26 protein-coding genes and 1 tRNA gene are annotated in these 21,501 nt (G+C 65.1%); 13 read left to right on the forward strand and 14 right to left on the reverse strand.

Features of this window, described 5'->3' with window-relative positions; translation table 11 throughout:
• Window positions 1–255 precede the first annotated feature (255 nt).
• Genes LZ519_RS08170 through LZ519_RS08195 form a run of 6 tightly spaced genes read right to left on the reverse strand, consistent with a single transcriptional unit; the run spans window position 256 to window position 5,350 of the window.
• Window positions 256–1,839 (reverse strand): AMP-binding protein, encoded by a 1,584-nt coding sequence (locus LZ519_RS08170; RefSeq protein ID WP_249868190.1) that lies wholly within the window; start codon window positions 1,837–1,839, stop codon window positions 256–258.
• Complete coding sequence (locus tag LZ519_RS08175) at window positions 1,839–2,246, reverse strand: GFA family protein (RefSeq protein ID WP_249868191.1); 408 nt, start codon at window positions 2,244–2,246, stop codon at window positions 1,839–1,841. Before LZ519_RS08175 ends, LZ519_RS08170 begins: the two co-directional genes overlap by 1 nt.
• Entirely contained in the window at window positions 2,243–2,635 is a 393-nt protein-coding gene (locus LZ519_RS08180) for a RidA family protein (RefSeq protein ID WP_249868192.1), read from the reverse strand. The genes LZ519_RS08175 and LZ519_RS08180 overlap by 4 nt, the downstream gene beginning before the upstream one ends.
• On the reverse strand, window positions 2,632–3,777 hold the full coding sequence (locus tag LZ519_RS08185; RefSeq protein WP_249868193.1) for an acyl-CoA dehydrogenase family protein: 1,146 nt from the start codon (window positions 3,775–3,777) through the stop codon (window positions 2,632–2,634). The genes LZ519_RS08180 and LZ519_RS08185 overlap by 4 nt, the downstream gene beginning before the upstream one ends.
• Entirely contained in the window at window positions 3,777–4,586 is an 810-nt protein-coding gene (locus LZ519_RS08190) for an enoyl-CoA hydratase family protein (protein ID WP_249868194.1), read from the reverse strand. Before LZ519_RS08190 ends, LZ519_RS08185 begins: the two co-directional genes overlap by 1 nt.
• Entirely contained in the window at window positions 4,583–5,350 is a 768-nt protein-coding gene (locus tag LZ519_RS08195) for an SDR family NAD(P)-dependent oxidoreductase (protein WP_249868195.1), read from the reverse strand. The genes LZ519_RS08190 and LZ519_RS08195 overlap by 4 nt, the downstream gene beginning before the upstream one ends.
• Before the next feature lie 60 nt (window positions 5,351–5,410).
• Here LZ519_RS08195 and LZ519_RS08200 point away from each other — a divergent pair, with 60 nt between their 5' ends.
• Genes LZ519_RS08200 through LZ519_RS08220 form a run of 5 tightly spaced genes read left to right on the forward strand, consistent with a single transcriptional unit; the run spans window position 5,411 to window position 9,693 of the window.
• On the forward strand, window positions 5,411–6,100 hold the full coding sequence (locus LZ519_RS08200) for a type 1 glutamine amidotransferase (protein WP_249868196.1): 690 nt from the start codon (window positions 5,411–5,413) through the stop codon (window positions 6,098–6,100).
• On the forward strand, window positions 6,097–7,209 hold the full coding sequence (locus LZ519_RS08205) for an S-(hydroxymethyl)glutathione dehydrogenase/class III alcohol dehydrogenase (RefSeq protein ID WP_249868197.1): 1,113 nt from the start codon (window positions 6,097–6,099) through the stop codon (window positions 7,207–7,209). The genes LZ519_RS08200 and LZ519_RS08205 overlap by 4 nt, the downstream gene beginning before the upstream one ends.
• A gap of 11 nt (window positions 7,210–7,220) precedes the next feature.
• On the forward strand, window positions 7,221–7,592 hold the full coding sequence (locus LZ519_RS08210) for a VOC family protein (RefSeq protein WP_249868198.1): 372 nt from the start codon (window positions 7,221–7,223) through the stop codon (window positions 7,590–7,592).
• The gene (gene fghA, locus LZ519_RS08215; RefSeq protein ID WP_249868199.1) at window positions 7,589–8,434 is read left to right on the forward strand and encodes an S-formylglutathione hydrolase; all 846 of its coding nucleotides are present in this window, start codon (window positions 7,589–7,591) and stop codon (window positions 8,432–8,434) included. The genes LZ519_RS08210 and fghA overlap by 4 nt, the downstream gene beginning before the upstream one ends.
• Window positions 8,435–8,457: 23 nt before the next feature.
• A complete protein-coding gene (locus LZ519_RS08220) occupies window positions 8,458–9,693 on the forward strand; it encodes an MgtC/SapB family protein (RefSeq protein WP_283937470.1) in 1,236 nt (411 codons plus the stop codon).
• A 59-nt stretch (window positions 9,694–9,752) separates the two neighbouring features.
• On the opposite strand, the gene LZ519_RS08225 is transcribed toward LZ519_RS08220, so the two are convergent.
• The 5 genes from LZ519_RS08225 to LZ519_RS08245 all read right to left on the reverse strand — a co-directional run bounded on the left by LZ519_RS08225 (window position 9,753) and on the right by LZ519_RS08245 (window position 13,819).
• Window positions 9,753–9,828: transfer RNA gene (locus LZ519_RS08225), tRNA-Glu, on the reverse strand.
• Between the two features lie 39 nt (window positions 9,829–9,867).
• The gene (recJ, locus tag LZ519_RS08230; RefSeq protein ID WP_249868200.1) at window positions 9,868–11,613 is read right to left on the reverse strand and encodes a single-stranded-DNA-specific exonuclease RecJ; all 1,746 of its coding nucleotides are present in this window, start codon (window positions 11,611–11,613) and stop codon (window positions 9,868–9,870) included.
• A gap of 33 nt (window positions 11,614–11,646) precedes the next feature.
• A complete protein-coding gene (gene glpX / locus LZ519_RS08235; RefSeq protein ID WP_249868201.1) occupies window positions 11,647–12,645 on the reverse strand; it encodes a class II fructose-bisphosphatase in 999 nt (332 codons plus the stop codon).
• Between the two features lie 62 nt (window positions 12,646–12,707).
• A complete protein-coding gene (locus LZ519_RS08240) occupies window positions 12,708–13,190 on the reverse strand; it encodes a DUF2721 domain-containing protein (RefSeq protein WP_249868202.1) in 483 nt (160 codons plus the stop codon).
• An 8-nt stretch (window positions 13,191–13,198) separates the two neighbouring features.
• Entirely contained in the window at window positions 13,199–13,819 is a 621-nt protein-coding gene (locus tag LZ519_RS08245; protein ID WP_249868203.1) for a trimeric intracellular cation channel family protein, read from the reverse strand.
• A gap of 22 nt (window positions 13,820–13,841) precedes the next feature.
• On the opposite strand from LZ519_RS08245, the gene LZ519_RS08250 reads away from it, so the two are divergent.
• Entirely contained in the window at window positions 13,842–15,614 is a 1,773-nt protein-coding gene (locus tag LZ519_RS08250; protein WP_249868204.1) for a PHA/PHB synthase family protein, read from the forward strand.
• Entirely contained in the window at window positions 15,611–16,051 is a 441-nt protein-coding gene (locus LZ519_RS08255; protein ID WP_249868205.1) for a GNAT family N-acetyltransferase, read from the forward strand. The genes LZ519_RS08250 and LZ519_RS08255 overlap by 4 nt, the downstream gene beginning before the upstream one ends.
• 45 nt (window positions 16,052–16,096) lie before the next feature.
• Here LZ519_RS08255 and LZ519_RS08260 read toward each other — a convergent pair whose 3' ends face one another.
• Both LZ519_RS08260 and LZ519_RS08265 read right to left on the reverse strand, forming a co-directional pair.
• On the reverse strand, window positions 16,097–16,687 hold the full coding sequence (locus LZ519_RS08260; RefSeq protein ID WP_249868206.1) for a YdeI/OmpD-associated family protein: 591 nt from the start codon (window positions 16,685–16,687) through the stop codon (window positions 16,097–16,099).
• Window positions 16,684–16,905, reverse strand: a complete 222-nt coding sequence (locus tag LZ519_RS08265; RefSeq protein WP_249868207.1) for a hypothetical protein — start codon at window positions 16,903–16,905, stop codon at window positions 16,684–16,686. The genes LZ519_RS08260 and LZ519_RS08265 overlap by 4 nt, the downstream gene beginning before the upstream one ends.
• Window positions 16,906–17,051: 146 nt before the next feature.
• Here LZ519_RS08265 and LZ519_RS08270 point away from each other — a divergent pair, with 146 nt between their 5' ends.
• Genes LZ519_RS08270 through LZ519_RS08295 form a run of 6 tightly spaced genes read left to right on the forward strand, consistent with a single transcriptional unit; the run spans window position 17,052 to window position 20,770 of the window.
• On the forward strand, window positions 17,052–17,723 hold the full coding sequence (locus LZ519_RS08270; protein WP_249868208.1) for a DUF4893 domain-containing protein: 672 nt from the start codon (window positions 17,052–17,054) through the stop codon (window positions 17,721–17,723).
• Complete coding sequence (locus LZ519_RS08275; protein ID WP_249868209.1) at window positions 17,720–18,094, forward strand: ribose-phosphate pyrophosphokinase; 375 nt, start codon at window positions 17,720–17,722, stop codon at window positions 18,092–18,094. Before LZ519_RS08270 ends, LZ519_RS08275 begins: the two co-directional genes overlap by 4 nt.
• A 31-nt stretch (window positions 18,095–18,125) precedes the next feature.
• Window positions 18,126–19,196: an RluA family pseudouridine synthase gene (locus LZ519_RS08280; RefSeq protein WP_249868210.1), complete on the forward strand. Its 1,071-nt coding sequence runs from the start codon at window positions 18,126–18,128 to the stop codon at window positions 19,194–19,196.
• Window positions 19,193–19,858 (forward strand): HAD hydrolase-like protein, encoded by a 666-nt coding sequence (locus tag LZ519_RS08285; RefSeq protein ID WP_249868211.1) that lies wholly within the window; start codon window positions 19,193–19,195, stop codon window positions 19,856–19,858. Before LZ519_RS08280 ends, LZ519_RS08285 begins: the two co-directional genes overlap by 4 nt.
• Window positions 19,851–20,078, forward strand: a complete 228-nt coding sequence (locus LZ519_RS08290) for a hypothetical protein (RefSeq protein WP_249868212.1) — start codon at window positions 19,851–19,853, stop codon at window positions 20,076–20,078. Before LZ519_RS08285 ends, LZ519_RS08290 begins: the two co-directional genes overlap by 8 nt.
• Window positions 20,075–20,770 carry an ATP12 family chaperone protein gene (locus LZ519_RS08295; protein ID WP_249868213.1) on the forward strand — a complete coding sequence of 232 codons (696 nt, stop codon included), beginning with the start codon at window positions 20,075–20,077 and terminating at the stop codon, window positions 20,768–20,770. The genes LZ519_RS08290 and LZ519_RS08295 overlap by 4 nt, the downstream gene beginning before the upstream one ends.
• Here LZ519_RS08295 and gmk read toward each other — a convergent pair.
• Window positions 20,767–21,423: a guanylate kinase gene (gmk, locus tag LZ519_RS08300; protein WP_249868214.1), complete on the reverse strand. Its 657-nt coding sequence runs from the start codon at window positions 21,421–21,423 to the stop codon at window positions 20,767–20,769. The two genes, LZ519_RS08295 and gmk, sit on opposite strands and share 4 nt — an antisense overlap.
• Window positions 21,424–21,501 lie beyond the last annotated feature (78 nt).

A 21,501-nucleotide genomic window follows, 5' to 3' on the forward strand; every position in this document is an offset into this window, starting at 1 on the left:
CTTTCTTGGCTATGTCGGTCACAGCGTTTAAGCGGCTGCGTCCTGGAGAACCTCCGGTCCGCCTCTTCTCCTTGCAGAGCGTCCCCTTTGCTTTTCTCTTCTGGATCGCATTGACCGCTGGCGCTTGGATAGCGCTCGCGCCGAATGACCTACAAAATGCGCAAGGGTTCGTCCTCGTTGGCATCGTCGAGACAATCCTGGGTTTGCTGACGGCGATTTACACAATCATCTGTCTCGCGCGTCGGAAGTAGCCCCTCAGCGCGTTCTCAACTCACTCCGCCTAAGCTTCCCCGTAGCAGTCTTCGGCAGGGCGTCGACGAACTCGATCTCGCGCGGATATTTGTAGGGGGCGATCTCGGCCTTCACGTGCGCCTGCAGCTCCGCGACCAGCTCCTCTGACGACTGCGCATCCGCCGCGAGCACCACGAACGCCTTAACCTTCTGGCCGCGCTGGGGACAGGGGACTCCGATCACCGCGCATTCGGCGACCGCGGGGTGCGACAGCAACGCATTCTCCACTTCGGGAGCGCCGATATTGTAGCCCGAGCTGACGATCATATCGTCGCTCCGCGCGAGGTACCAATAGTATCCGTCGGCGTCCTTGCGGTAGGTGTCGCCAGTGACGTTCCAGCCATTGACGACATAGTCGCGCTGGCGCGGGTCATCGATGTAGCGGCAGCCGGTCGGGCCCTTGATCGCCAGGCGGCCGACGCCCTCGTTCAGAGGCTCGCCATCCGCGTCGAGCACGGTCGCTTCGTACCCTGGCACCGCCTTACCGGTCGCGCCCGGGCAGATGCCTTCGCCGGCAGCGGAGACGAAGATGTGCATCATCTCGGTCGAGCCGATGCCGTCGGTGATCGCGATTCCGGTACGCTCCTTCCACGCCCGCCACGTCGCTTCGGGGAGGTGCTCGCCGGCTGAAATGCAGTAGCGCAGAGTCTTCAGCGCCTCATCGAGCGCCGGCTGCGACAGCATCGCTTTGTATGCGGTGGGCGCAGTCCCGAGGTGCGTCACCCCAAACTTCGAAATGGCATCCAGCAGCTTATCCGGACCGCCCTGTTCAATCGTCGCCGCCGCCGCGCCGAAGCGCCAGGGAAACATCGGCGTGATGCCGAGCCCGAAAGTGAAGGCCATCGGCGCGCTGGTCAGGAACACGTCGCCGGGCTTCGGATCGACGAGATGCTTGGCGAAGGTGTCGCACGGCGCGAGGACGTCGCGGTGGAACTGCACGCATCCCTTTGGCACGCCCGTCGTCCCGCTCGTGAAAGCGATGATGCACGGGTCATCGCGGCCGGTGTCGGCCGGCGCCAGCGGCTCAAGCGAGGCGCAGCGGGTCTCCAGCTCGCCCTTGCCGTAGTCGCCGTCATATTTGACGATGTGCTTGACGAAATGGGTCTGGTCGACGGCGTCGCGGAAGTCGCCGATGAAGCGGCTGTCGACGATCGCGTGACTGATCTGAGCGCGCTCGATCACGGTAGCGATCTCGCCCGGCCGAAGCAGCGGCATGGTCGCGACAACGACCCCGCCCGCCTTCAGGATACCGAGCCAGGCGGCGAACATCGTGTAGCCGTTGGGCCCGCGAAGAAGCACCCGGTTCCCGGGTTTCAGCCCCTCTTCCTCGACCAGCAGCCCGGCGATCCGTCCGCTGAAATTGTCCAGCTCGGAATAGGTCCAGCGCCCGTGATCGTTGATGACGGCCAGCGTCTCGGCCCCTCCGCCCTTTAAAAGCTCCGCCGCCGAATTCAGCCGCTCAGGATAGCGCACCTCCGGCAGGTCGAAGCGGAACTCCGGAAGCAGCTCCGGCGGCGGCAATCGGTCACGAACGAAGGAGTCGTACATCAATCCTCGGAGCGACCGGCGCCCTCGCGGTCGCGGTCGAATTGCTTGCTGGTGGGAAAAGCCGGTAGCCATGACTCGCGGCGGATGGTCCAGCATTCATAGGTCGGTGTCATCTGGTCCGGGGCGTCGAGCGATCCCAGATGCACTTCGATCTCATCGCCATGGCGAGCGAAGACCGAGGAGCCGCAGCGCGGGCAGAAAGACCGTCCGCGATAATCGCCCACCTCACCTTCGATGGCCACGGCGTCCTGCGGGAAGATTGCAGCGGCAAAAAAGAGAGCGCCGTGATGCTTGCGACAATCGAGGCAATGGCAAACGCCGACTCGGTAGGGCCGGCCCGATGCAACGAAGCGCACGTCGCCGCACAGGCAGCCGCCGGTGAAGCGATCCGCGCCTGCGCTGGTCATTCCTCCACCACCGCCGTCGTTTCGATCTCGATCTTCGCCGCCGCTTCGATCAGGCCCTTCACCTCGACCAAAGCCATCGCCGGGTAGGTCTTGCCCATGATCTCACGCCACACGGCCCCGATGTCGTCGCGTTCGCGAAGATATTCCGAGCGGTCGATGATGTAGCAGGTCATTCGGACGATATGCTCCGGGCCCGCGCCGTCTTCGGCGAGGATCGCGAGCGTGTTCCTCAGCGCCTGGGCGAACTGGCCGTGGAGTGTGTATTCAGGAAACATCTCGCGTTCGTCCCAGCCGACGATGCCGGCGGTGAAGATCATCCGCCCGCTGGCGCTGATGCCGTTCGAATAGCCCTTTGGCCGGGGCCACCCGGCCGGTTGCAGGATCTTCATGAGCTGGCCCCCTTCAGCAAGTCGCGCGCGATGATCTGGCGCTGCACTTCGCTCGCCCCTTCGTAGATCCGCAGCGCGCGAATATCGCGATAAAGTTCCTCGACCTTCACCCCCCTGGTGACTCCCGCGCCGCCGTGCATTTGCACCGCGGCGTCGATCACTTTCTGGGCGCTTTCGGTCGCGTGCAGCTTGGCCATCGCCGCCGCGCGCCGGTTGTCGGTGCCGCCGACATCCTGCTGCCATGCGGCGCGGTAGATGAGCAGGGCCGACGCATCGACCGCAAGCGCCATGTCGGCGAGCTTTTCCTGGGTGACCGAATTGTCCGCGAGCGTTCCGCTTCCGAGCCGGCGCTCGCAAGCGAAGGCCAGGGCCTCGTCCAGCGCTCGGCGGGCGAATCCCAGAGCAGCAGCCCCCACGGTGACCCGGAACAGGTTCAGGGTCTCCATTCCAATTCGGAAGCCCTGGCCTGGCTCGCCGATGATCGCGTCAGCCGGAAGCCGGACATTGTCGTACTTCAGCCGGGCGAGCGGGTGCGGTGCGATCACCTCGATCCGCTCGGCGACCTCGACCGCGTCGGCGGGAACGATGAACGCCGAAAGGCCGCGCGCCCCTTCGCCTTCGCCTGTCCGCGCAAAGGTCAGGTAGAAATCCGCGATCCCGCCGTTCGAGATGTAGGTCTTCTCGCCGACCAGCACCCACTCGTTGCCCTCGCGCATCGCCGAGGTCTGGATGTTGGCGGCGTCGGAACCGCATTCGGGCTCCGTCATCGCGAAGGCGGCAATCGCGCCGCCCGAAGCCACTCGCGGAAGCCACTCACGCTTCTGTTCGACGGTCCCGAACAGGCTGATCGCGCCCGATCCCAGACCCTGCATGGCAAACGCGAAGTCGGCGAGGCCGCTATGATAAGCGAGCGTCTCGCGAGCGATCGCGAGGCTGCGAACATCCGGGCGGCGATCACCGTCCGCGACGCAGAGCTTGAGGAATCCGGCCGAGCCGAGCGCCGCGACCAGAGCGCCGCAGTCGGCGTCGAGATCGCCGCTCGACTTGGGCAGCCTGGATTCGCACCAGCCTTGGAGCTTTGCCGCCAGCTCCCGGTGCTTCGGCTCGAAGAAGGGCCAGGAGAGAAAGCTTCGGTCGGCCATCAGTCGCCCTGGAACACCGGCTTCTGCTTGGCGGCGAAGGCCTCATATGCTCGGTGGAAGTCCTTGGTTTCCATGCACAGGGCCTGGGCTTCAGCTTCCATCTGAAGCGCTTTTTCAACCGGCACATGCCATTCGGCGTCGAGCTGCTTCTTGGTCACAGCATGGGCAACGTTCGGGCCGGCCGCGAGGTCGCTGGCGAGCGCCTGCGCATCGGCAAGGACGCTGTCGCTGAGCCGGTTCCAGAAGCCCCAGGCGAAACCCTCGTCCGCCGTCATGTTCCGCCCGGTAAACAGAAGCTCCGCCGCACGGCCGTGGCCGATGATCCGCGGAAGGATCGCACAGGCGCCCATGTCTGCGCCCGACAGGCCGACTCGGGTGAACAGGAAGGCGGTCTTTGCGGTGGGCGCCGCGATCCGAAGATCGCTGGCCATAGCAAGGATCGCTCCGGCGCCGGCGCACACACCCTCGACGGCCGCTACGATCGGTTGCGGGCAGGCGCGCATCGCCCGCACGAGGTCGCCGGTCATCCGGGTGAACTCCAGCAACCCATTCGAATCCATCTTCGTCAGCGGACCGATGATCTCGTGGACGTCGCCGCCCGAGCAGAAATTGCCGCCGGCCCCGGTGAGGACGACGGCCTTAACGGCATAGGTTTCGTCCAGCGACCAGAAGGTCTTGCGAAGCTCGTCATAGCTTTCGAAGGTGAGCGGGTTCTTCCGCTCGGGCCGGTTGAGGGTGATCGTCGCCACGCCGTCGGCAAAGTCCCAAAGGAAATGGGTCGGCGAGTAACTGGCCGGGTCGAAGCTCATGCGCTGGTGCCGCCGTCGATGGTGATCGCCGCGCCGTTGATGTCGCGGGAAAGAGGCAGGCACAGCATCAGGATGATCTTGGCGATCGCGTCCGGATCGACCAGTCGGCCGCTCGCATTCATGTTGGTGATGGCCCCGCGCGAATCCTCTTCGCTGCGGCCGGTGATCTCGGACACTCGAGCAACCGATTGGTCCGTCATTGGGGTGTCGACATATCCCGGGCAAACGGCATTCACCGTAAGGTTGGTTTTGGCATATTCGGCGGCGAGCGATCGCGACAGGCCGAGCAGGCCATGCTTCGATGCTGCATAATGCGCGGCGTAGGGAACGCCGCGGATCGACGCGACCGACGCAATAAAGACCAGCCGCCCATTCTCGCTCTTCAGCAGGTCGCCGATAGCTGCTCGCGCGCACTCGAACGCCGCCGTCAGGTTGGTCCCGATGATCCGGTCCCAGCTCTCGCGGGTCATCTTGTGGAACGGCGCGCTCTCGGCGATCCCGGCGTTGACCACCAGAAGGTCGATCGGCCCGTTGGCGGCTCGAGCCTCGTCGAACGCTTGCTCGATCGCTCCGGCCTCGGTCACGTCGCACTGGAACGCGGTGCCGCCGGTGCGGACGGCCGTGTGCTGGATCGGCGCCATTCGCCGCCCCAGCAGCGACAGCTTCGCTCCGGCATTGCCGAGCTCGATCGCTGCGGCGGCGCCAATCCCGGTGCCTCCTCCGGTGATCAGCGCATGGCGGCCTTCGAGCGCTCTGTCCGACATCACAGCCCCTCTTCAATTGAAGCATTGGCCGAACGGCAATCCGGTGGCAAGGCAGCGCCGATGAAGCTCGCAATCCTCGAAACCGGGACGCCGCCCGGAGACCTCGAAGCCAGGTTCGGCGATTATCCGGCGATGTTCGCCGGGTTGCTCGGCGACGGCTTTGAGATCGACACGTTCGATGTGCAGGCCGGAAACCTGCCTCCTCGATCGAACGGGCACGACGCGTTCCTGATCACCGGCTCCCCGGCGGGCGTGTACGACCCGTTGCCCTGGATCGCTCCGCTGATGGATTTCATTCGCTCGGCCGACGGAGCGAAGATGGTGGGCGTCTGCTTTGGCCACCAGGTGATGGCGGAAGCCCTGGGCGGTCATGTCGAGAAATCCGAGAAGGGGTGGGGCGCCGGGCTACACAATTACGACGTCGTTCACCGAACGAGATGGATGAACGGCGAGCAGACAATCGCCATTCCGGCCTCGCACCAGGACCAGGTGATCGCGCCGCCGCCCGCCACCAGGGTGACAGCCTGTTCCGACTTCACGCCTTACGCTGGCCTCGCATGGACCGACAGGCCGGCGATCTCCTTCCAGTTCCACCCGGAATTCTCGCCCGAGTTCGCCAAGGCGCTGATCGAGCAACGCTATGATCGGGTGAACAATCCTGATGCAGCAATTGCGTCGCTCGATGGGCCGAACGACACAGCGAACGTCGGCGACTGGATCAGGAAGTTCCTCACGGAGAAAGACGCATGAAGACGCGCGCAGCAGTCGCCTTCGAGGCGAAGAAGCCGCTCGAGATCGTGGAGGTCGACCTCGAAGGTCCCAAGGCGGGCGAAGTGCTGGTCGAGATCATGGCGACGGGTATCTGCCACACCGATGCCTACACGCTCGACGGCCTGGACAGCGAAGGGATCTTCCCATCGATCCTGGGGCATGAGGGCGCCGGTATCGTCCGCGACATCGGCGAAGGAGTCACCAGCGTGAAGCCGGGCGATCACGTGATCCCCTTGTACACGCCCGAATGCGGCAAGTGTAAGTCGTGCCTCAGCGGCAAGACCAATTTGTGCACCGCGATCCGCGCCACCCAGGGCAAGGGCCTGATGCCCGACGGGACGTCCCGCTTCAGCTACAAGGGCGAGACCATCTTCCATTACATGGGGTGCTCCACCTTCTCCAACTTCACCGTTCTTCCCGAGATCGCGGTCGCCAAGATCCGTGAGGACGCTCCGTTCCAGACGAGCTGCTACATCGGCTGCGGAGTGACCACGGGCGTCGGCGCAGTCATCAACACCGCCAAGGTTCAGCCCTGCGACAATGTCGTCGTTTTCGGGCTCGGCGGGATCGGGCTCAACGTTATCCAAGGCGCGAAGATGGCGGGCGCCAATCGCATCGTTGGTGTCGATATCAATCCCGCAAAGGAAGACTGGGGCCGCAGGTTCGGGATGACCGACTTCATCGACGCCAGGGGCAAGGATCGCGCCGCGACCATCGCTGAAATCACGGAGGTCACGGACGGCGGCGCGGACTACAGCTTCGACTGCACCGGCAATACCGAGGTGATGCGGACCGCCCTGGAGTGCTGCCACCGCGGCTGGGGGACGAGCATCATCATCGGGGTCGCCGAAGCGGGAAAGGAAATCTCGACCCGCCCCTTCCAGCTGGTCACGGGCCGCAACTGGCGCGGGACGGCCTTCGGCGGAGCCAAGGGCCGCACGGACGTCCCGAAGATCGTCGACATGTACATGGACGGCACCATCGCCATCGACCCGATGATCACGCACGTCCTGACACTCGACGAGATCAACAAGGGGTTCGACCTGATGCGTTCCGGCGAGAGCATCCGGTCCGTCGTCGTCTACTAGGAGGGGAAACTATGTTCAGCCACGTGATGGTCGGGTCCAACGACATCGACCGATCGAAGCGCTTCTACGACGCCTTGTTCGGCAAGGAGGGGTACCAGGACGCGAAGCGGCGGCTCGCCTATCGCAGGAACGGCGCGGTCTTCATGGTGACGGAACCGATCGACGGGCAGCCGGCTTGCTGCGCAAACGGGGGTACCGTCGGCTTCAACTTCGACAGCCCCGAAGAAGTGGACGCATGGCACAGCGCGGGCGTCGCCGCCGGCGGGACGTCGATCGAGGACCCGCCCGGCTATCGTGAGCTCGACTTCGGCAAGCTCTACCTCGCCTATCTGCGCGATCCGGACGGCAACAAGCTGTGCGGCCTGTATCGGCCCGCGCAGTGACGATCGAGATCGCCTCGGAGAACAGGGCGCACGGCGGGCGGCAGCTCGTCGTCAGCCACGCATCCGAGTCGACGTCGACCGAGATGCGATTTTCGATCTTCCTGCCCCCGCAGGCGGAAGCGGGCGGGAAGCTCCCGGTCGTCTGGTTCCTCTCCGGCCTGACCTGCAGCCCGATGAACGTCACCGAGAAGGGCGAGTATCGCGCCGCCTGCGCCGAGCTGGGGTTGATTTTCGTTGCTCCGGACACGAGCCCACGCGGCGAGAACGTGCCGACGGACTCCAGCGGCGGCTGGGACTTCGGCCTCGGCGCGGGCTTCTACGTCGATGCGACCGAAGAGCCATTCGCCCGGCACTACCGGATGTGGAGCTACGTGACCGAGGAGCTTCCGGCGCTCGTCGCCAGCGAATTTCCAGCGGACATGGGGCGCCAGGGAATCACCGGCCATTCCATGGGCGGCCACGGCGCGCTGACGGTCGCGCTTCGCAATCTCGGCCGCTTCCGGAGCGTTTCCGCCTTCGCCCCGATCGTCGCTCCGAGCCAGGTGGCCTGGGGGACGAAGGCGCTCGGCGGCTACCTCGGGAGTGACGAAGCGGCCTGGCGTCCGCATGACGCCGTCGCGCTCATCGAGGACGGAGCGAGAGTATCGGATTTGCTGGTCGACGTCGGGACCGACGACCCCTTCCTCGACAGCCAGCTTCGCCCCGACCTCCTGGAGCAGGCTTGTGTCGACGCGGGCATCCCGCTGACGCTGCGGAGGCAGCCGGGATACGACCACAGCTATTATTTCATTTCGACGTTCATGGCCGAACACCTTCGCTGGCACTCGGAGAGATTGCGCTGAACGGCGGCTGGTACTGGCAGGCGCTGTCGGTCGCGACTGCGCTCGCCTGCGGACTACTGATCGGAATCGAGCGCGGATTCGATCTTCGCCGCCTGAAATCCGGAACGCGGATCGCCGGGGTGCGCACGTTCACATTGGTCGGACTGGCCTCCGGAATTGCGGGACTAATAGCCGCTCTTGGCCAAGGCTTCGCCGGCGCGGCCATTGTCACCGGCGCGGCAGCGATATTGTCAGTCGGGTACGCGCACAGGCCGGACCTGTCGGAGAGACCCGACGCAACGACGCCCATCGCGGCAATGGCCACCATTGGCCTCGGCTTCCTTGCTGGGAGCGGCAATCCCGCCCTCGCCATTGCGGGCGCGACCATCGTGACTCTGATCCTGTCGGCCAAGCGGGAAACGCACGGGATCCTCAATCGGCTCGATGAGGAAGACGTCAAGGCGCTTGCCCAATATGCAGTGGTCGCTGGCGCCGTCCTGCCGTTTCTGCCCAATGGTCGTTACGGCCCGCTAGGCGCGTGGAATCCCCAGCAGCTTTGGCTGGTCGTCATCATTGTCACCGGATTTTCGTTTCTCGGATACGTCGCCAACCGCCTGTTTGGAGAGCGCCACGGCACCATTGCGACGGCAGTCATCGGCGGACTCTACAGTTCGACCGCCGTCACCCAGTCCTTGTCAGAACGTCTCGGGAGGGCGAAAACCCCGGGCGCGGAGCCCGCTGGAATCGCCTTGGCGACCGCCGTCATGTACGTGCGCGTCCTGTTACTGGTGGCAATCCTGGCCACCCGTATCGCCATACCGTTCGCGATCATCACGTTCCCAGCGATCCTGGTCGGAGCAGGAGCGGGATGGTGGTTGTACCGCGAGTCTCCGCGCTCCGACTCTCCGACTGCGCCAGGCAACCCGGTCGCGCTTCTTCCGGCGCTGGGCTTTGTTGCCTTTGTCGCCATTATGGCCGTCGCCGTTACCTGGGCTGAGGGTAGGTTCGGACAGCAGGGGATTGCGCTCCTGCTGCTGATTTCTGGAAGCGCGAACGTAGACGTGGCGATCGTTACCGCGGGAAGTCTTCCTCCCCAGTCCATCTCGGCGAACCTCGCGGCGATCGCGCTTGCCGGAACGATTGTGGCAAACATGTGGGTGAAGATTGGCGTGACCTTGGTCTACGCGAAGGCGAAGGGGCGATCCGCGGCCATTTCGCTGATCGCGAGCACGCTCGTTCTAGTGGCGAGCATCGCCGTAGCCTGGTTCACGATGGTGTGAGTGGCGCCGTCACCATTTTGTGACCAGCTTCTACGGCCATCCCCTGGGTGGTCGAAAGCTGGTGACCCCAACGGGACTCGAACCCGTGTTTTCGCCGTGAAAGGGCGACGTCCTAGACCGCTAGACGATGGGGCCGGAAAAGCCGCCGCGAGTTAGGCGAGCGCTCCCGTAGGGTCAAGCGAGCGCGGCATCCTCGAGGTGCATCTCCGCGGCATCGCCGCCGGTCCACTCGTCGCGGCGGATGCTTCCCGCCAGCCACCAGCGCCTGTCGCCCGTCGAGGAGAGCAGCGCCTGGCCAAGCTCCGTCTGCGCGGAGCGGAACGCGATCCACTTGAAACTCTTACCGTCGTCGCCGCTCGCGATGCCGCGGACATGGCCATCGCCGACAACGCCCGTGCGAAGCAGCCGCGCCGGGCCGCAGACGATCTTCGGGCTCGGCCAGCCGGCGCCGTAAGGCCCCGCCTGGTCCAGCGAATCGCATAAGCCTCCCGCAACTCCTCCCGGAGCGAGCACCGCATCGACCAGGAATGTCCGGCTATCGCGCGACCTTTCGATGTCCCCGGCCAGCCGGTCGTTGAGGAATTCGCGCAAGGGTTCGAGCCCGCCTTCGGGCAGAGTGAGACCCGCCGCCATCGCATGGCCGCCCCCGGCGATCAGCAGCCCGCTTTCCTTCGCCGCGAGCACCGCTGCACCGAGATCGACGCCCGAAATCGAGCGGCCCGATCCTTTGCCCGTGCCGTCCTCGCATTCGGCGATGACGATCGCGGGCCGTCCGAACCGTTCCTTCAGCCGGCCTGCAACGATGCCGATCACGCCCTGATGCCAGCCGGGGCTCATCACCGTGAGGACGGCAACGTCACCGAGCTTCGCTGCCTGCTCCTCCGCCTGCTCGCAAACGGTCAGTTCAATCGCTCGGCGCTCCTCGTTGAGGCGATCGAGCTCGGCGGCGATCGTGCGCGCCTCCTCGGGGTCGGTGGAGGTCAGCAGGCGAACGCCCAGGTCCGACTTGCCGACACGGCCGCCGGCATTGATCCTTGGGCCGAGGGCGAAGCCCAAGTCGCGGCAACTCGGCGCTTTGACCAGCCGCGCCGCTTCGGCGAGCGCGGAAAGCCCGACGTTTTGGCGCGCGGACATCACCTTCAACCCCTGCGTGACGAACGCTCGGTTGAGGCCGTGAAGCTTGGCGACGTCTGCGACGGTCCCGAGCGCGACCAGGTCGAGAAGGTCGAGGATTTTCGGTTCTTCCTTCTCAGCGAAAAAACCGCGCCCGCGGAGCTCGCGTAGAAGCGCCACCCCGAGAAGGAACGCCATGCCGACCGCAGCGAGGTGGCCGTGGGCTCCGCCGACTTCGCCCTCGTCCAATCGGTTGGGATTGATGAGTGCAAAGGCGACCGGGAGAAGCGTCGCGCACTGGTGATGATCGACGACGATCACGTCGAGGCCGGCGGCCTTTGCCTGCTCGAGCGCCTCGAACGCCTGCGCCCCGCAATCCACCGTGATCGCCAGCGAAGCGCCGCGGCCTTTCAGCTCCACAAGCGCCGCTCCTGACGGCCCGTAGCCCTCCATCAGGCGGTCGGGGATGTAGACGATCGGCTCGGCTCCCAGCCGGCGCAGCAGAAGCGTCAGGACCGCGGCGCTGGTCGCGCCATCGACGTCATAGTCGCCGAAGACGGCGGTCGTCTCGCCGGCCTGAATGGCATCGGCGAGCCGCTTCGCGCCCTTGTCCATGTCCTGGAAGGCCGCAGGGTCGGGGAGGAAGTCGCGGATCCTCGGGTCGCGATGGCGGGGAAGATCGCCCGGGTCGACGCCGCGGGCCAGGAGCAGCTCGTCGACCAGCGAATCCATGCCGCCCTCACGCCCGCCGCGCCACTTCCATGGCTGGCCGGTAACAGATTTTTCGATGTTGAGAGCGAACCCCACATTCGGGATTCTAGGGCAAGCTTGCCCGCCGTCCTAGAGGCTTCGGCGGCTTCCTAGCTTGTAATGTTCGGCATAGACGCGGCGAACCGTGCCGGAGCTCGCCCGCATCACCAGGCTCTCCGTCGTTACGCATTCCTTGCGCCTGCTCACTCCCTTCAGAAGCGATCCGTGGGTGACTCCGGTCGCAGCGAAGATGCAGTCGCCGCGGGCCATCTCGGTGACGCTGTAGACCCGGTCGAGGTCGTCGATACCCCACCCGCGGGCGCGGCCGACCTCGTCGTCGTTGCGGAACAGCAGCTTGCCGAATATCTGCCCACCGACGCAGCGCAGAGCCGCCGCGGCGAGGACCCCTTCCGGTGCGCCACCGCTGCCCATGTAGATGTCGATGTCGGTATCGGGATCGGCCGTGGCCATCACGCCGGCGACGTCGCCGTCGGGGATCAGCTTGATCCCACAGCCGACCTCGCGAAGCTCGGCGATCATCTTGTCGTGGCGCGGACGGTCGAGCACGCAGGCAATGATCTCGTATGCCTCCACGCCCTTCGCTTTTGCGAGCGAACGGACATTGTCTGCAGGCGACTTGTCGAGGCCGACCACCCCTTCCGCGTAGCCTGGGCCGATGGCCAGTTTCTCCATATATACGTCGGGAGCGTTCAACAGGCAGCCGCTCTCGGCGATGGCGAGGACGGCCAATGCACTCGGGCCTGCTTTGGCTGTCAGGCTCGTGCCTTCGAGCGGATCCAGCGCGATGTCTATCTTCGGGCCGCTGCCCTGGGCGGAGCCGACCTTTTCACCGATGTAGAGCATCGGGGCCTCGTCGCGCTCGCCCTCGCCGATGACGACGGTGCCGTCCATCGGCAGCTTATTGAGCTCGGTCCGCATCGCTTCCACTGCTGCCGCGTCGGCGGAATCATTGTCTCCGCGGCCGATCCACTTCGATGCCGCGATCGCCGCGGCCTCGGTGACCCGCACCATCTCCAGAACCAGCACTCGGTCGAGGACGGACGAGCTTTGCACGCAGTCGCGGTTCATGGACGCAATCACTCCTTGTTGGATTGCAGGGCGATAGGAGCGGCCAATCAGGCTGTCGAGGCCTAGGATTGCTCCTCGGCCTCATGCTCGAGCAGCGCGTTCCGGACTCGAACGGCGCGCGAGCCGACCTGCGTTTCCACGAGGAACAGCGCGAAGCCGCTTCCGAGCAAAGCCATGCAGGTCATGAACAAGATTGCGATTGCCGTTCCAAAATGCCCCCTCACCAGCGTTCCCGCGAACAGGAGGATCACGACGAGGCAGATGAGCATCGCCGCGAACACCGCCAGCCAGATCGCCCGGCCGACCAGCGCCATTCGCCGGTCGAGAACGCGGATCTCGCGCAAATAGCGGTCGTGCTCGCTGCCTCGGCTCTTGAGCAGCAGCGGCTCGATCTGCCGCGCCCGGTCGACGATCCGCGACAGTCGGCCGGCGCACACGTTGAGAAAGGCGCCGATTCCCGCGAGCAGGAAGACGGGTCCCAGCGCCGACTGGATGATATCGGCGATCTGGGCGACTGCGGTGTCATTCGGCGGAAGCGGGATCATTGCGTCATTTAACCCCCATAAGTTGGAAGCGACCAGCCGCGAACAATCGCAACGGCACGAAGCCCGAACCCGGCGGCGATTGCCACACCCGCCGCTATCCAGATCGAAACGCCCAAGAGAGTGAGGCCGACGAACAACGCGGCCGCGAGGGCTGCTGCCGTGATGTATATCTCGCGGCGGAGGACGATTGACGGCTCGTCGGCCAGGACGTCGCGGATGATTCCGCCGGCGCAGGCGGTGAGGACGCCCATAACGAAGGCAGGCACCGGCGCGACACCGTAGCCGAGCGCCTTGGCCGCGCCATAAGCGGCGTAAGCCGCGAGCCCTGCAGCGTCGAACCAGAGCACTGCTACGCCGGTCAGCCAGCGCCGCCTGTCGATCCACACCAGCAGGGCAGCCGCCATGCAGATGACCAAAGTGGCGTTGGCGCGCACCCAGAAGACGGGCGCGCCGATCAGGACGTCGCGGAGCGTGCCGCCGCCGACTCCGGTGATGACAGCGAACAAGACGAAGGTGACGAAATCCGTGCGGTGCTTGGCCGCAACCAGCGCACCGGAGATCGCGAACACGGCGATCCCGAAATAGTCGAGCAGGTAGAGCGCTGACGGCAGGTGGGTGGTCGCGGTCACTCGCCGTCCTTACATTGGCGGCATGGCTGACGAAACCGAAACGGGCCCGACCCCGAACCTCGAGGACTGGCAGCATTGGACCTGGGTGATGGGACGAGCCCAGCAGATGCTGATGGAGGCCTGGGCCGACAGCCTGAAGACTGCGCAGCCGTGGCCGACCAGCCCTCCCGCCTGGGGCGCCTTTCCGCCCGCCTTCTTTGGCGGCGAGGCAGCGCCAGCCGCAGATCCGGTCAGCATGATGAACGCAGGAGCCCAGGCTTGGGCCAAGGGGTTTGAGGCGTGGGGCCGGATGGTCGGGCTCCAGCCGGCCGCGGCCGAAAAAAAGGATCGGCGCTTCGCAGCGCCCGAATGGCGCGACAATCCCTTGTTCGACCAGATTCGCCAGACCTATCTCGCACTCTCCGACAAGCTGCTCGGGACCGCCGACCAGATCGAAGGGCTGGACAAGGAGACGCGCGCTAAGCTGAAGTTCGCGACCCGCAACTTCGTCGATGCGATGAGCCCGTCGAATTTCGCCCTGACGAACCCGCAGGTGCTCAAGAAGACCATCGAGAGCCGGGGCGAGAACCTCCTCAAGGGTCTCGGCAACATGCTGAAGGACATTGCGGCGGGCCAGCTGACCCAGACGAAGCCCGGCGTGTTCGAGGTAGGCAAGAACATCGCCACCACGCCCGGCAAAGTGATCAGGGAGACCGCGCTCTATCAGCTGATCCAGTACACGCCGACGACGGACGAGGTGCTCGAAACTCCGGTGGTGGTGTTCCCGCCGTGGATCAACCGCTTCTACATCCTCGACCTCAGCCCGGAAAAGAGCTTCGTCAAATGGTGCGTCGACAACGGCATTTCGCTGTTCATGGTCAGCTGGAAATCGGCCGATGAAAGCATCGCCGACGCGACCCTCGACGATTATGTGCTTCGCGGGCAGATCGACGCGATCGACACCGTTCGCGACGTGCTCGGCGTCGAGAACGTCCACGCGATCGGCTATTGCGTCGCCGGGACCACGCTGGCCGCAACCCTCGCCTATCTCCACAGCAAGAAGCAGCAGGACAAGGTTGCGTCGGCGACGTTCCTGACCGCGCAGGTCGATTTCACGCTTGCCGGAGACCTCAAGCTCTTCACCGGCCCCGATACGATGGCGCTGCTGGAGCAGTTGACAGCGGAGAAGGGCTATCTGGACGGGCGTTACATGGCCGCGACGTTCAACCTGCTTCGCGGCCGCGACCTCATCTGGAACTATGTGGTCAACAATTACCTGCTGGGCGAGGAGCCGCCGCCGTTCGACCTGCTCCATTGGAATTCGGACACGACGAACCTGCCGTCATCGTGGCACCGCGCTTATCTGCAGGACCTCTACGTCGGCAACAAGCTGGCCGAAAAGGGCGGCGTACGCGTTGCCGGAACTCCGGTCGACATCGACCAGGTGAAGACCCCGTCCTACATCCAGGCCGGGCGAGAGGATCATATCGCTCCGCCCGAAAGCGTGTGGAAGATCATGGACCATTTCTCCGGAGAGAAGAGGTTCCTGCTGGCCGGCTCCGGCCATATCGCGGGCGTGGTGAACCCGCCCGCGGCGGAGAAATACTGCTATTGGACTAACGACCGCCCGTGCGGGACTCTTGACGACTTCGTCGAGGGGGCGACCGAGCATAAAGGAAGCTGGTGGCCGGACTGGCTCGCCTGGCTGAAAAAGCAGTCCGCAAGGATGGTGAAAGCCGAGGGCGCGCGAATTCCTGGCGAAGGCAAGCTCAAGGCGGTCGAAGACGCGCCCGGCCGCTACGTCAGGGAGCATTGACGAACGTCCGCATCAGGCTCGCAGCTCCGCAGGAGCGCGACGCCCTGGAAGCGCTTCAATGGCGCGCCTCGCTCGCCAACGATGCCGACCGCCCGCACCTCGAAGCAAACCCGGATGCGATCGAGCTTCCACAGGAGCAGATCGACCTCGGCCAGGTCCTCGTCGCCGAAATCGACGGTGCGATCGCGGGCTTCGCTGTCTTCATGCGGGAGGAAGGCCATGCCGAGCTGGACGGCTTGTTCGTCGAACCGGAGCTCTGGCGAAAGGGAATTGGAGCGGCCCTGGTCGAGGCCGCTACTCACGAGGCACGCAAGAATGGCCTGGCCCTGATGGTTATCGCCAACCCCGCCGCCCGCGGTTTTTATGAACGTTGCGGCTTCTCGCTTGAAGGCGAAGCTCAAACGCGCTTCGGGCCTGCGCTTCGGATGTCGCGCTGACGCATCAGCAGTTTTCGAGTACCAAAACAGCTCATGCCCCCGGCATCAGCAGTTTTGGTACTTCCAGTGACGCCTTTTGCCTTCGGATAGCCACTCCACGGCGGTGGCGATCCTCTTGTGCCGCGTCGAATCCTGCTTCGCCTCGGCAATCCACTCCAGATAATCGCGCTGGGCCGAAGGCGGGAAGGATTCCAGCGCCGCCCTGGCCTGGGGCGCCTTGGCCAGCGCCGCAGCGAATTCGGGATGCATTCCCGGTGCCGCCTTGGGCGCGTGCTTGGCTTTTCTGGGAGCGGGAGCCGATCGCGACAGCTTCGCAGCCTTGGCGATCAGCTCGTCGAGGTTGGCGGGAAGGTCGTCGACGCTGGTGAGCTTGCCGAACTGGCCCATCGCATCCTCGCTAGGCTGCTCGCCGCGAAGCTCCTGCCCGCGCCAGAAATTCAGAGCCGCATGCTGCTTGAAGGCGGCGGTGATGAGCAGGATCTTGCCGTCCAGAAGATAGGCCGGCGCGCTCCACTTCATCGCCTCTTCGACCTCGGGGACGACCGAGTGAACCCGCTCGCGTATTCTTTCCAGGATCGGACGGGCGAAAGGCTGGGCCTTCGCAATATAGGCGTCGATCCGTGGCTCGCGGCTCAAAATATCCCTCCGCCGAGCATCAGCCGGAGAACTCCGACGATGATGACCACGATGTTGAGGTTTCGCCCAGCGCTACCCCGGCTCATCGCTCCTATGGTCGCTCCGACGATCGCCAACGGCACGACGAGCCAGTTTGCCCAGCCCAGGAGGGGCAGGAAGGCGATCGCAACGAAGATCGCCGCGACCATTCCGATGATCAGCGAAACCACGTTGAGCATGGACGGTCCTTCACTATGCCGGCGCGATCCTATCAGCGTGAGGGAAATTCCCAAACCTTTCGGACGTTAAACAAACGCCGGTTCTACAGAGCTGGTGAACGGAGGATTGGTTGCAAGGCGCCGCCGCTGCTGTCACCCTTGAACCCATGAAGCGGACGTCGTGGCTTTGGCTGGTTCCGACGCTGGCGCTTGTCAGTGGCTGCAACACCGCGCTCGATCGGGCCCGGAGCACGGCTAGCGTCACGGTCGAGCCGCAAGCCAAGTCCGACCTCTGGGGCGCAGTCGCCACGGCGGAGGACCGCGACCGGATCAACCGCCTCGGCCTCGCGTGGCAGGAGGCGCTGACGGTCGCCAAGCCGAAACATGCGAAAGAGATCAATTCGGAAGGGCTGTTGCTCAAGCCGCGCTCTGGCCTGTCACGTCCCGAGCCGACGCCCGGAAGCTACAATTGCCGGATGATCAGCGTCGGCAAGACCGAGCCGAAAGCGCCCGTCTTCGAAAAGTTCAAGCCGTTCTTCTGCTACGTCCTGACCGATGACGCCGGAGTGCTCACCATCGTCAAGCAGACCGGAAGCCGGCGCCCTGCCGGACGCCTGTGGGAAGACGATGATCCCAACCGTCTGATCTTCCTCGGAAGCCTTGCGCTGGGCGACGAGAAGGAGCCGCTGGCCTATGGCGAGGATCCTGCCCGCGACACCGCCGGGATCTTCGAACGGATCGCGCCGTTCAAATGGCGACTGGTCATTCCTTGGCCGCGAAGCGGAGCCAAGCTTGAATTGTTCGAGCTGACGCCTGTCGCGGACCAGCCGGAGGGATGAGCTCTGCGGGCTTGCTCGCCGATCCGGCCGAGGTGCGGAAACTATTGATTGCCTCGGCCAGCTCCGGCCAGGCGATAACCTACTCCGAGCTTCTCAACGCGCTGGGCCACGCCTTCACCCGGCCGAAGATGCGGGCCCTGTGCAAGGTGCTGACGGTGATTGACGATGAGGCAGCCGAACACGGCGAACCCGAACTGGCGGTTCTGGTCGTCAGGCAATCGGACGGCCTTCCCGGCCAGGGCTGGTGGGTTGGAGGAGTTGCGATGCTTCACGGCTATGACGGGCTGTGGACCGGTCCAGCCGCAGCGAAGCTAGTCAAAAAGCTCCAGCGGCAGGCGTTCGAATATTGGGCCGGAAAGACGACGGGTTAGAATTCGTCGGCGCAGTCGCTAAGTGGCAGCCATGGCCGACGCCCGAACATTCACGGTTACCGAAGACGATGACGGCATAAGGCTCGACCGCTGGTTCAAGCGCAACCAGCCCGAGACCAGCTTCAATATCGTCTCCCGCTGGGCGCGCACCGGCCTGGTAAAGCTCGACGGAAAGCGGGTCGCTCCGGGCGACCGGATCGCCGCCGGACAGGTGATCACCGTGCCACCGCCCGAGGCGATGCCGGAGCGGCAGGAACGGCCCAAGCCCAGGTGCAATCCGCTCACCACCGAGGAAGAAGAGCTGGTCCGTTCGATGGTCATCTTCCAGAACGACAGCGCCTTCGTGCTCAACAAGCCGGCGGGACTCGCGACCCAGGGGGGCACCAAGACGACCAACCATCTCGACCGGCTGCTCGACGGTCTGACCGACGGAGCCGGCAACCGACCCAAGCTCGTCCACCGGCTGGACAAGGATACGTCGGGCGCGATCCTGGTCGCGCGGACCGCCCGCGCCGCCGCCTTCTTTTCCAAGTCCTTCTCCGCCCGCACGGCCAAGAAAGTCTATTGGGCGCTGGTGATCGGGGTTCCGTCGGGCGACGAGGGGCTGATCGACGCTCCGCTTGCAAAGCAGCCGGGCACCGGCGGCGAGAAGATGCAGGTCGACGAGGAGCATGGCCTGATGGCCAAGACCCGCTGGCGGGTGATCGACCGTGCCGGCAACCGCGCGGCCTGGGTCGAGCTTCAGCCGCTGACCGGCCGGACCCACCAGCTTCGAGCGCACATGGCTGCGATCGGCCATCCGATCGTCGGAGATGGGAAATATGGCGGTGCCGAGGCCTTCCTGACCGGCGGAATCAGCCGCAAGCTTCACCTCCATGCGCGGCACCTCAAGATCGATTCCCCCGGCGGCGGCAAGATCGACGTGACGGCTGAGCTTCCCGACCATCTGAAGCAGAGCTTGGCCACCCTCGGATTCGAGCTTGCCGAAGGCGAGCCGGTAAAGGGCCCCGCGCCGAGGCAGAAACGAGCGCCGGGAACGAAGCCGCGCCGCGAGAACCGGCGCGGTGAACGGCGTGCCCGAAGCACTCGCGGCCGCCGGTGACGAAGCTTGCGATCTTCGACTGCGACGGAACGTTGGTCGACAGCGGCGCGACGATCCACCGAGCGCTGAGCGAGACGTTTGATCGGCACGGGCTGGAAATTCCTCCCGCACGCGAATCGCGCAAGGTGATCGGCCTCAGCCTCACCCAGGCGATGGCCGCTCTGCTCCCCGAGGCCGCCGATGCGGATCATGCGGAGCTGGCGGAGACCTACAAGGGCTGCTTTCACCAGGCGCGCCGCAACGGGCTCGTCGAGGAGCCATTGTTCGACGGCATATTGGAGCTTCTGGATTCGTTCGAGACGGAAGGCTGGCTGCTCGCCGTTGCCACCGGCAAGTCAGACCGCGGCCTTCGGCTCTGCCTCGAAAGCCACGGCTTGCACCCGCGCTTCCTCTCCCTCCAGACCGCGGACCGGCACCCATCCAAGCCGTCGCCATCGATGGCGCTTGCCGCGATGGCAGATGCCGGCGCCACGCCCGCTAAAACGGTGGTGATCGGCGACACGAGCTACGACATGGGCATGGCTGTTGCGGCCGGCGCTACGGGCATCGGCGCCGGCTGGGGCTACCATGACGAGACCGAGCTTATCGCGGCTGGCGCCGTGGCTGTCGCGAACGATCCGGCCGAGGTGATGGCCATTGCAAGGGAAGCGGTGAATGGCTGACGAAGATCCCTGGAAGCAACGCTTCTACGTCTACCTGGGCGCCAGGATGCTTGGCCTCGCGACGATGGCTGCGGGGCTGGCGATCGGTTTCACCGACCTTGTGAGGCCGGGAGGGTGGCCGGTCGTGGGCGGCATCATCATGGCGCTGGGCGCAATCGATGCCTTCGTCGCACCCAGGCTGCTCCGCAAGAAATGGAAGAAGGACGACGGCGGGGCGTGAAGCGCTTCTGGAAGGACGCGAACGTCGCTCAGGCGGATGGCGGCTGGTCGGTCGCGCTCGACGGCAAGCCACTGCGGACCCCCGAGCGGCGCCCGCTCGTCGTGCCCACCGAAAAGCTGGCTGAGGCGATCGCCGGGGAGTGGCGAGCGGCCGGCGAGACCTTCGACCCGCGACAGCTGGCGCTGACGGGCCTCGCCAACGCCGCGATCGACCAGGTGCAGCCGGATCCGGACGGGTTCACGGCGATGCTTGCCCGCTACGGCGAGAACGACCTGCTCTGCTATCGCGCTGAAAATCCGCGTAAACTTCGCGAGCGACAGGAGGCCGGATGGGATCCGCTGCTCGGCTGGGCGCGCCGACGCTTCGACATTGATTTCGCAACCACGGCCGGGATCGTCCATGTTGCCCAGCCCGAGGCGACGGTCGCCAGGCTCTTTCATGCGCTCGCGACGCTAGATGCGTTCAGGTTGGCGGGCCTGTCGCCGCTGGTGACGATCGGCGGGTCGCTGGTGACCGCACTGGCTGTGCTCGAACGGTCGGTTACCGCAACCGAAGCGTGGGACTCTCTGACCATCGATGAACAGTGGCAGGCGGAGCAATGGGGCGCCGACGCGGAGGCGGCGCAGGCGCTGGAAGCGCGGCGCCGGGACTTCCTCGCCGCCGCGCGATTCCTGGAGCTTCTCGAAGATTAGTGAGCGGGGCCGATCAGGTCGCGCACGAAGGATACGAGCCCGGGCTGCCCGGTGCGCTTAGACCGCTCGGCGGCGACGATCGCTCGAACCCGGGCGAGGCACTCGTCCATGTCGTCGTTGACGAGCACATATTCATATTCGGCCCAGTGGCTGATTTCTTCGGCCGCGCGCCGCATCCGCTCGGCAACCACATCGGCCGTGTCCGTCCCGCGTGACCGCAAGCGCCGCTCCAGCTCCTGCATCGACGGAGGCAGGAGGAAGATGGTGACGAGATGCTCGCCGAAGTCGGGCTCCAGCTGGCGGGCGCCCTGCCAGTCGATGTCGAACAGGATATCGCTGCCCTGCTTGAGCGCATGCTTCACCGGGGACTTTGGCGTTCCGTAACAATACCCGAATACGGTCGCCCATTCGACGAACTCGCCGGATTCCTTCATCCGGTCGAACTCAGCCTGGTCGACGAAATGATAATCGACATGGTCCGCCTCTCCCGGCCGCTGGGGGCGGGTCGTTACCGACACGGACATGCTGACCTGGGGATCGGCCTCGAGCAGCTTTCGGGCGATCGTCGACTTGCCGGCCCCGGAAGGGGAGGAGAGGACGATCAGCAGCCCCCTGCGCTCTCGCTGCGGATGTTCGGTGGAGACCGGGTCCATGACCGCTCTTGCGATGCTGCCCCGCGCCTCGTCAAGAGCACGCGCTGCACTGCACAAATAGACCCTTGAAATGCTGCT

The organism is Sphingomonas anseongensis, assembly GCF_023516495.1.
GTDB classification, from domain to species: Bacteria; Pseudomonadota; Alphaproteobacteria; order Sphingomonadales; family Sphingomonadaceae; genus Sphingomicrobium; species Sphingomicrobium anseongensis.

What these genes read in the sequence shown, in the direction of transcription:
- LZ519_RS08190 (WP_249868194.1), bottom strand. Translation starts at nt 4,586, where the DNA reads ATGAGCTTCGACCCGGCCAGTTACTCGCCGACCCATTTCCTTTGGGAC.
- LZ519_RS08170 (WP_249868190.1), bottom strand. Translation starts at nt 1,839, where the DNA reads ATGTACGACTCCTTCGTTCGTGACCGATTGCCGCCGCCGGAGCTGCTT.
- LZ519_RS08275 (WP_249868209.1), top strand. Translation starts at nt 17,720, where the DNA reads ATGAGCTCTGCGGGCTTGCTCGCCGATCCGGCCGAGGTGCGGAAACTA.
- LZ519_RS08240 (WP_249868202.1), bottom strand. Translation starts at nt 13,190, where the DNA reads ATGATCCCGCTTCCGCCGAATGACACCGCAGTCGCCCAGATCGCCGAT.
- LZ519_RS08280 (WP_249868210.1), top strand. Translation starts at nt 18,126, where the DNA reads ATGGCCGACGCCCGAACATTCACGGTTACCGAAGACGATGACGGCATA.
- LZ519_RS08195 (WP_249868195.1), bottom strand. Translation starts at nt 5,350, where the DNA reads ATGTCGGACAGAGCGCTCGAAGGCCGCCATGCGCTGATCACCGGAGGA.
- LZ519_RS08290 (WP_249868212.1), top strand. Translation starts at nt 19,851, where the DNA reads ATGGCTGACGAAGATCCCTGGAAGCAACGCTTCTACGTCTACCTGGGC.
- LZ519_RS08185 (WP_249868193.1), bottom strand. Translation starts at nt 3,777, where the DNA reads ATGGCCGACCGAAGCTTTCTCTCCTGGCCCTTCTTCGAGCCGAAGCAC.
- LZ519_RS08210 (WP_249868198.1), top strand. Translation starts at nt 7,221, where the DNA reads ATGTTCAGCCACGTGATGGTCGGGTCCAACGACATCGACCGATCGAAG.
- LZ519_RS08200 (WP_249868196.1), top strand. Translation starts at nt 5,411, where the DNA reads ATGAAGCTCGCAATCCTCGAAACCGGGACGCCGCCCGGAGACCTCGAA.
- glpX (WP_249868201.1), bottom strand. Translation starts at nt 12,645, where the DNA reads ATGAACCGCGACTGCGTGCAAAGCTCGTCCGTCCTCGACCGAGTGCTG.
- LZ519_RS08175 (WP_249868191.1), bottom strand. Translation starts at nt 2,246, where the DNA reads ATGACCAGCGCAGGCGCGGATCGCTTCACCGGCGGCTGCCTGTGCGGC.
- LZ519_RS08270 (WP_249868208.1), top strand. Translation starts at nt 17,052, where the DNA reads ATGAAGCGGACGTCGTGGCTTTGGCTGGTTCCGACGCTGGCGCTTGTC.
- LZ519_RS08205 (WP_249868197.1), top strand. Translation starts at nt 6,097, where the DNA reads ATGAAGACGCGCGCAGCAGTCGCCTTCGAGGCGAAGAAGCCGCTCGAG.
- LZ519_RS08265 (WP_249868207.1), bottom strand. Translation starts at nt 16,905, where the DNA reads ATGCTCAACGTGGTTTCGCTGATCATCGGAATGGTCGCGGCGATCTTC.
- gmk (WP_249868214.1), bottom strand. Translation starts at nt 21,423, where the DNA reads ATGGACCCGGTCTCCACCGAACATCCGCAGCGAGAGCGCAGGGGGCTG.
- LZ519_RS08250 (WP_249868204.1), top strand. Translation starts at nt 13,842, where the DNA reads ATGGCTGACGAAACCGAAACGGGCCCGACCCCGAACCTCGAGGACTGG.
- LZ519_RS08180 (WP_249868192.1), bottom strand. Translation starts at nt 2,635, where the DNA reads ATGAAGATCCTGCAACCGGCCGGGTGGCCCCGGCCAAAGGGCTATTCG.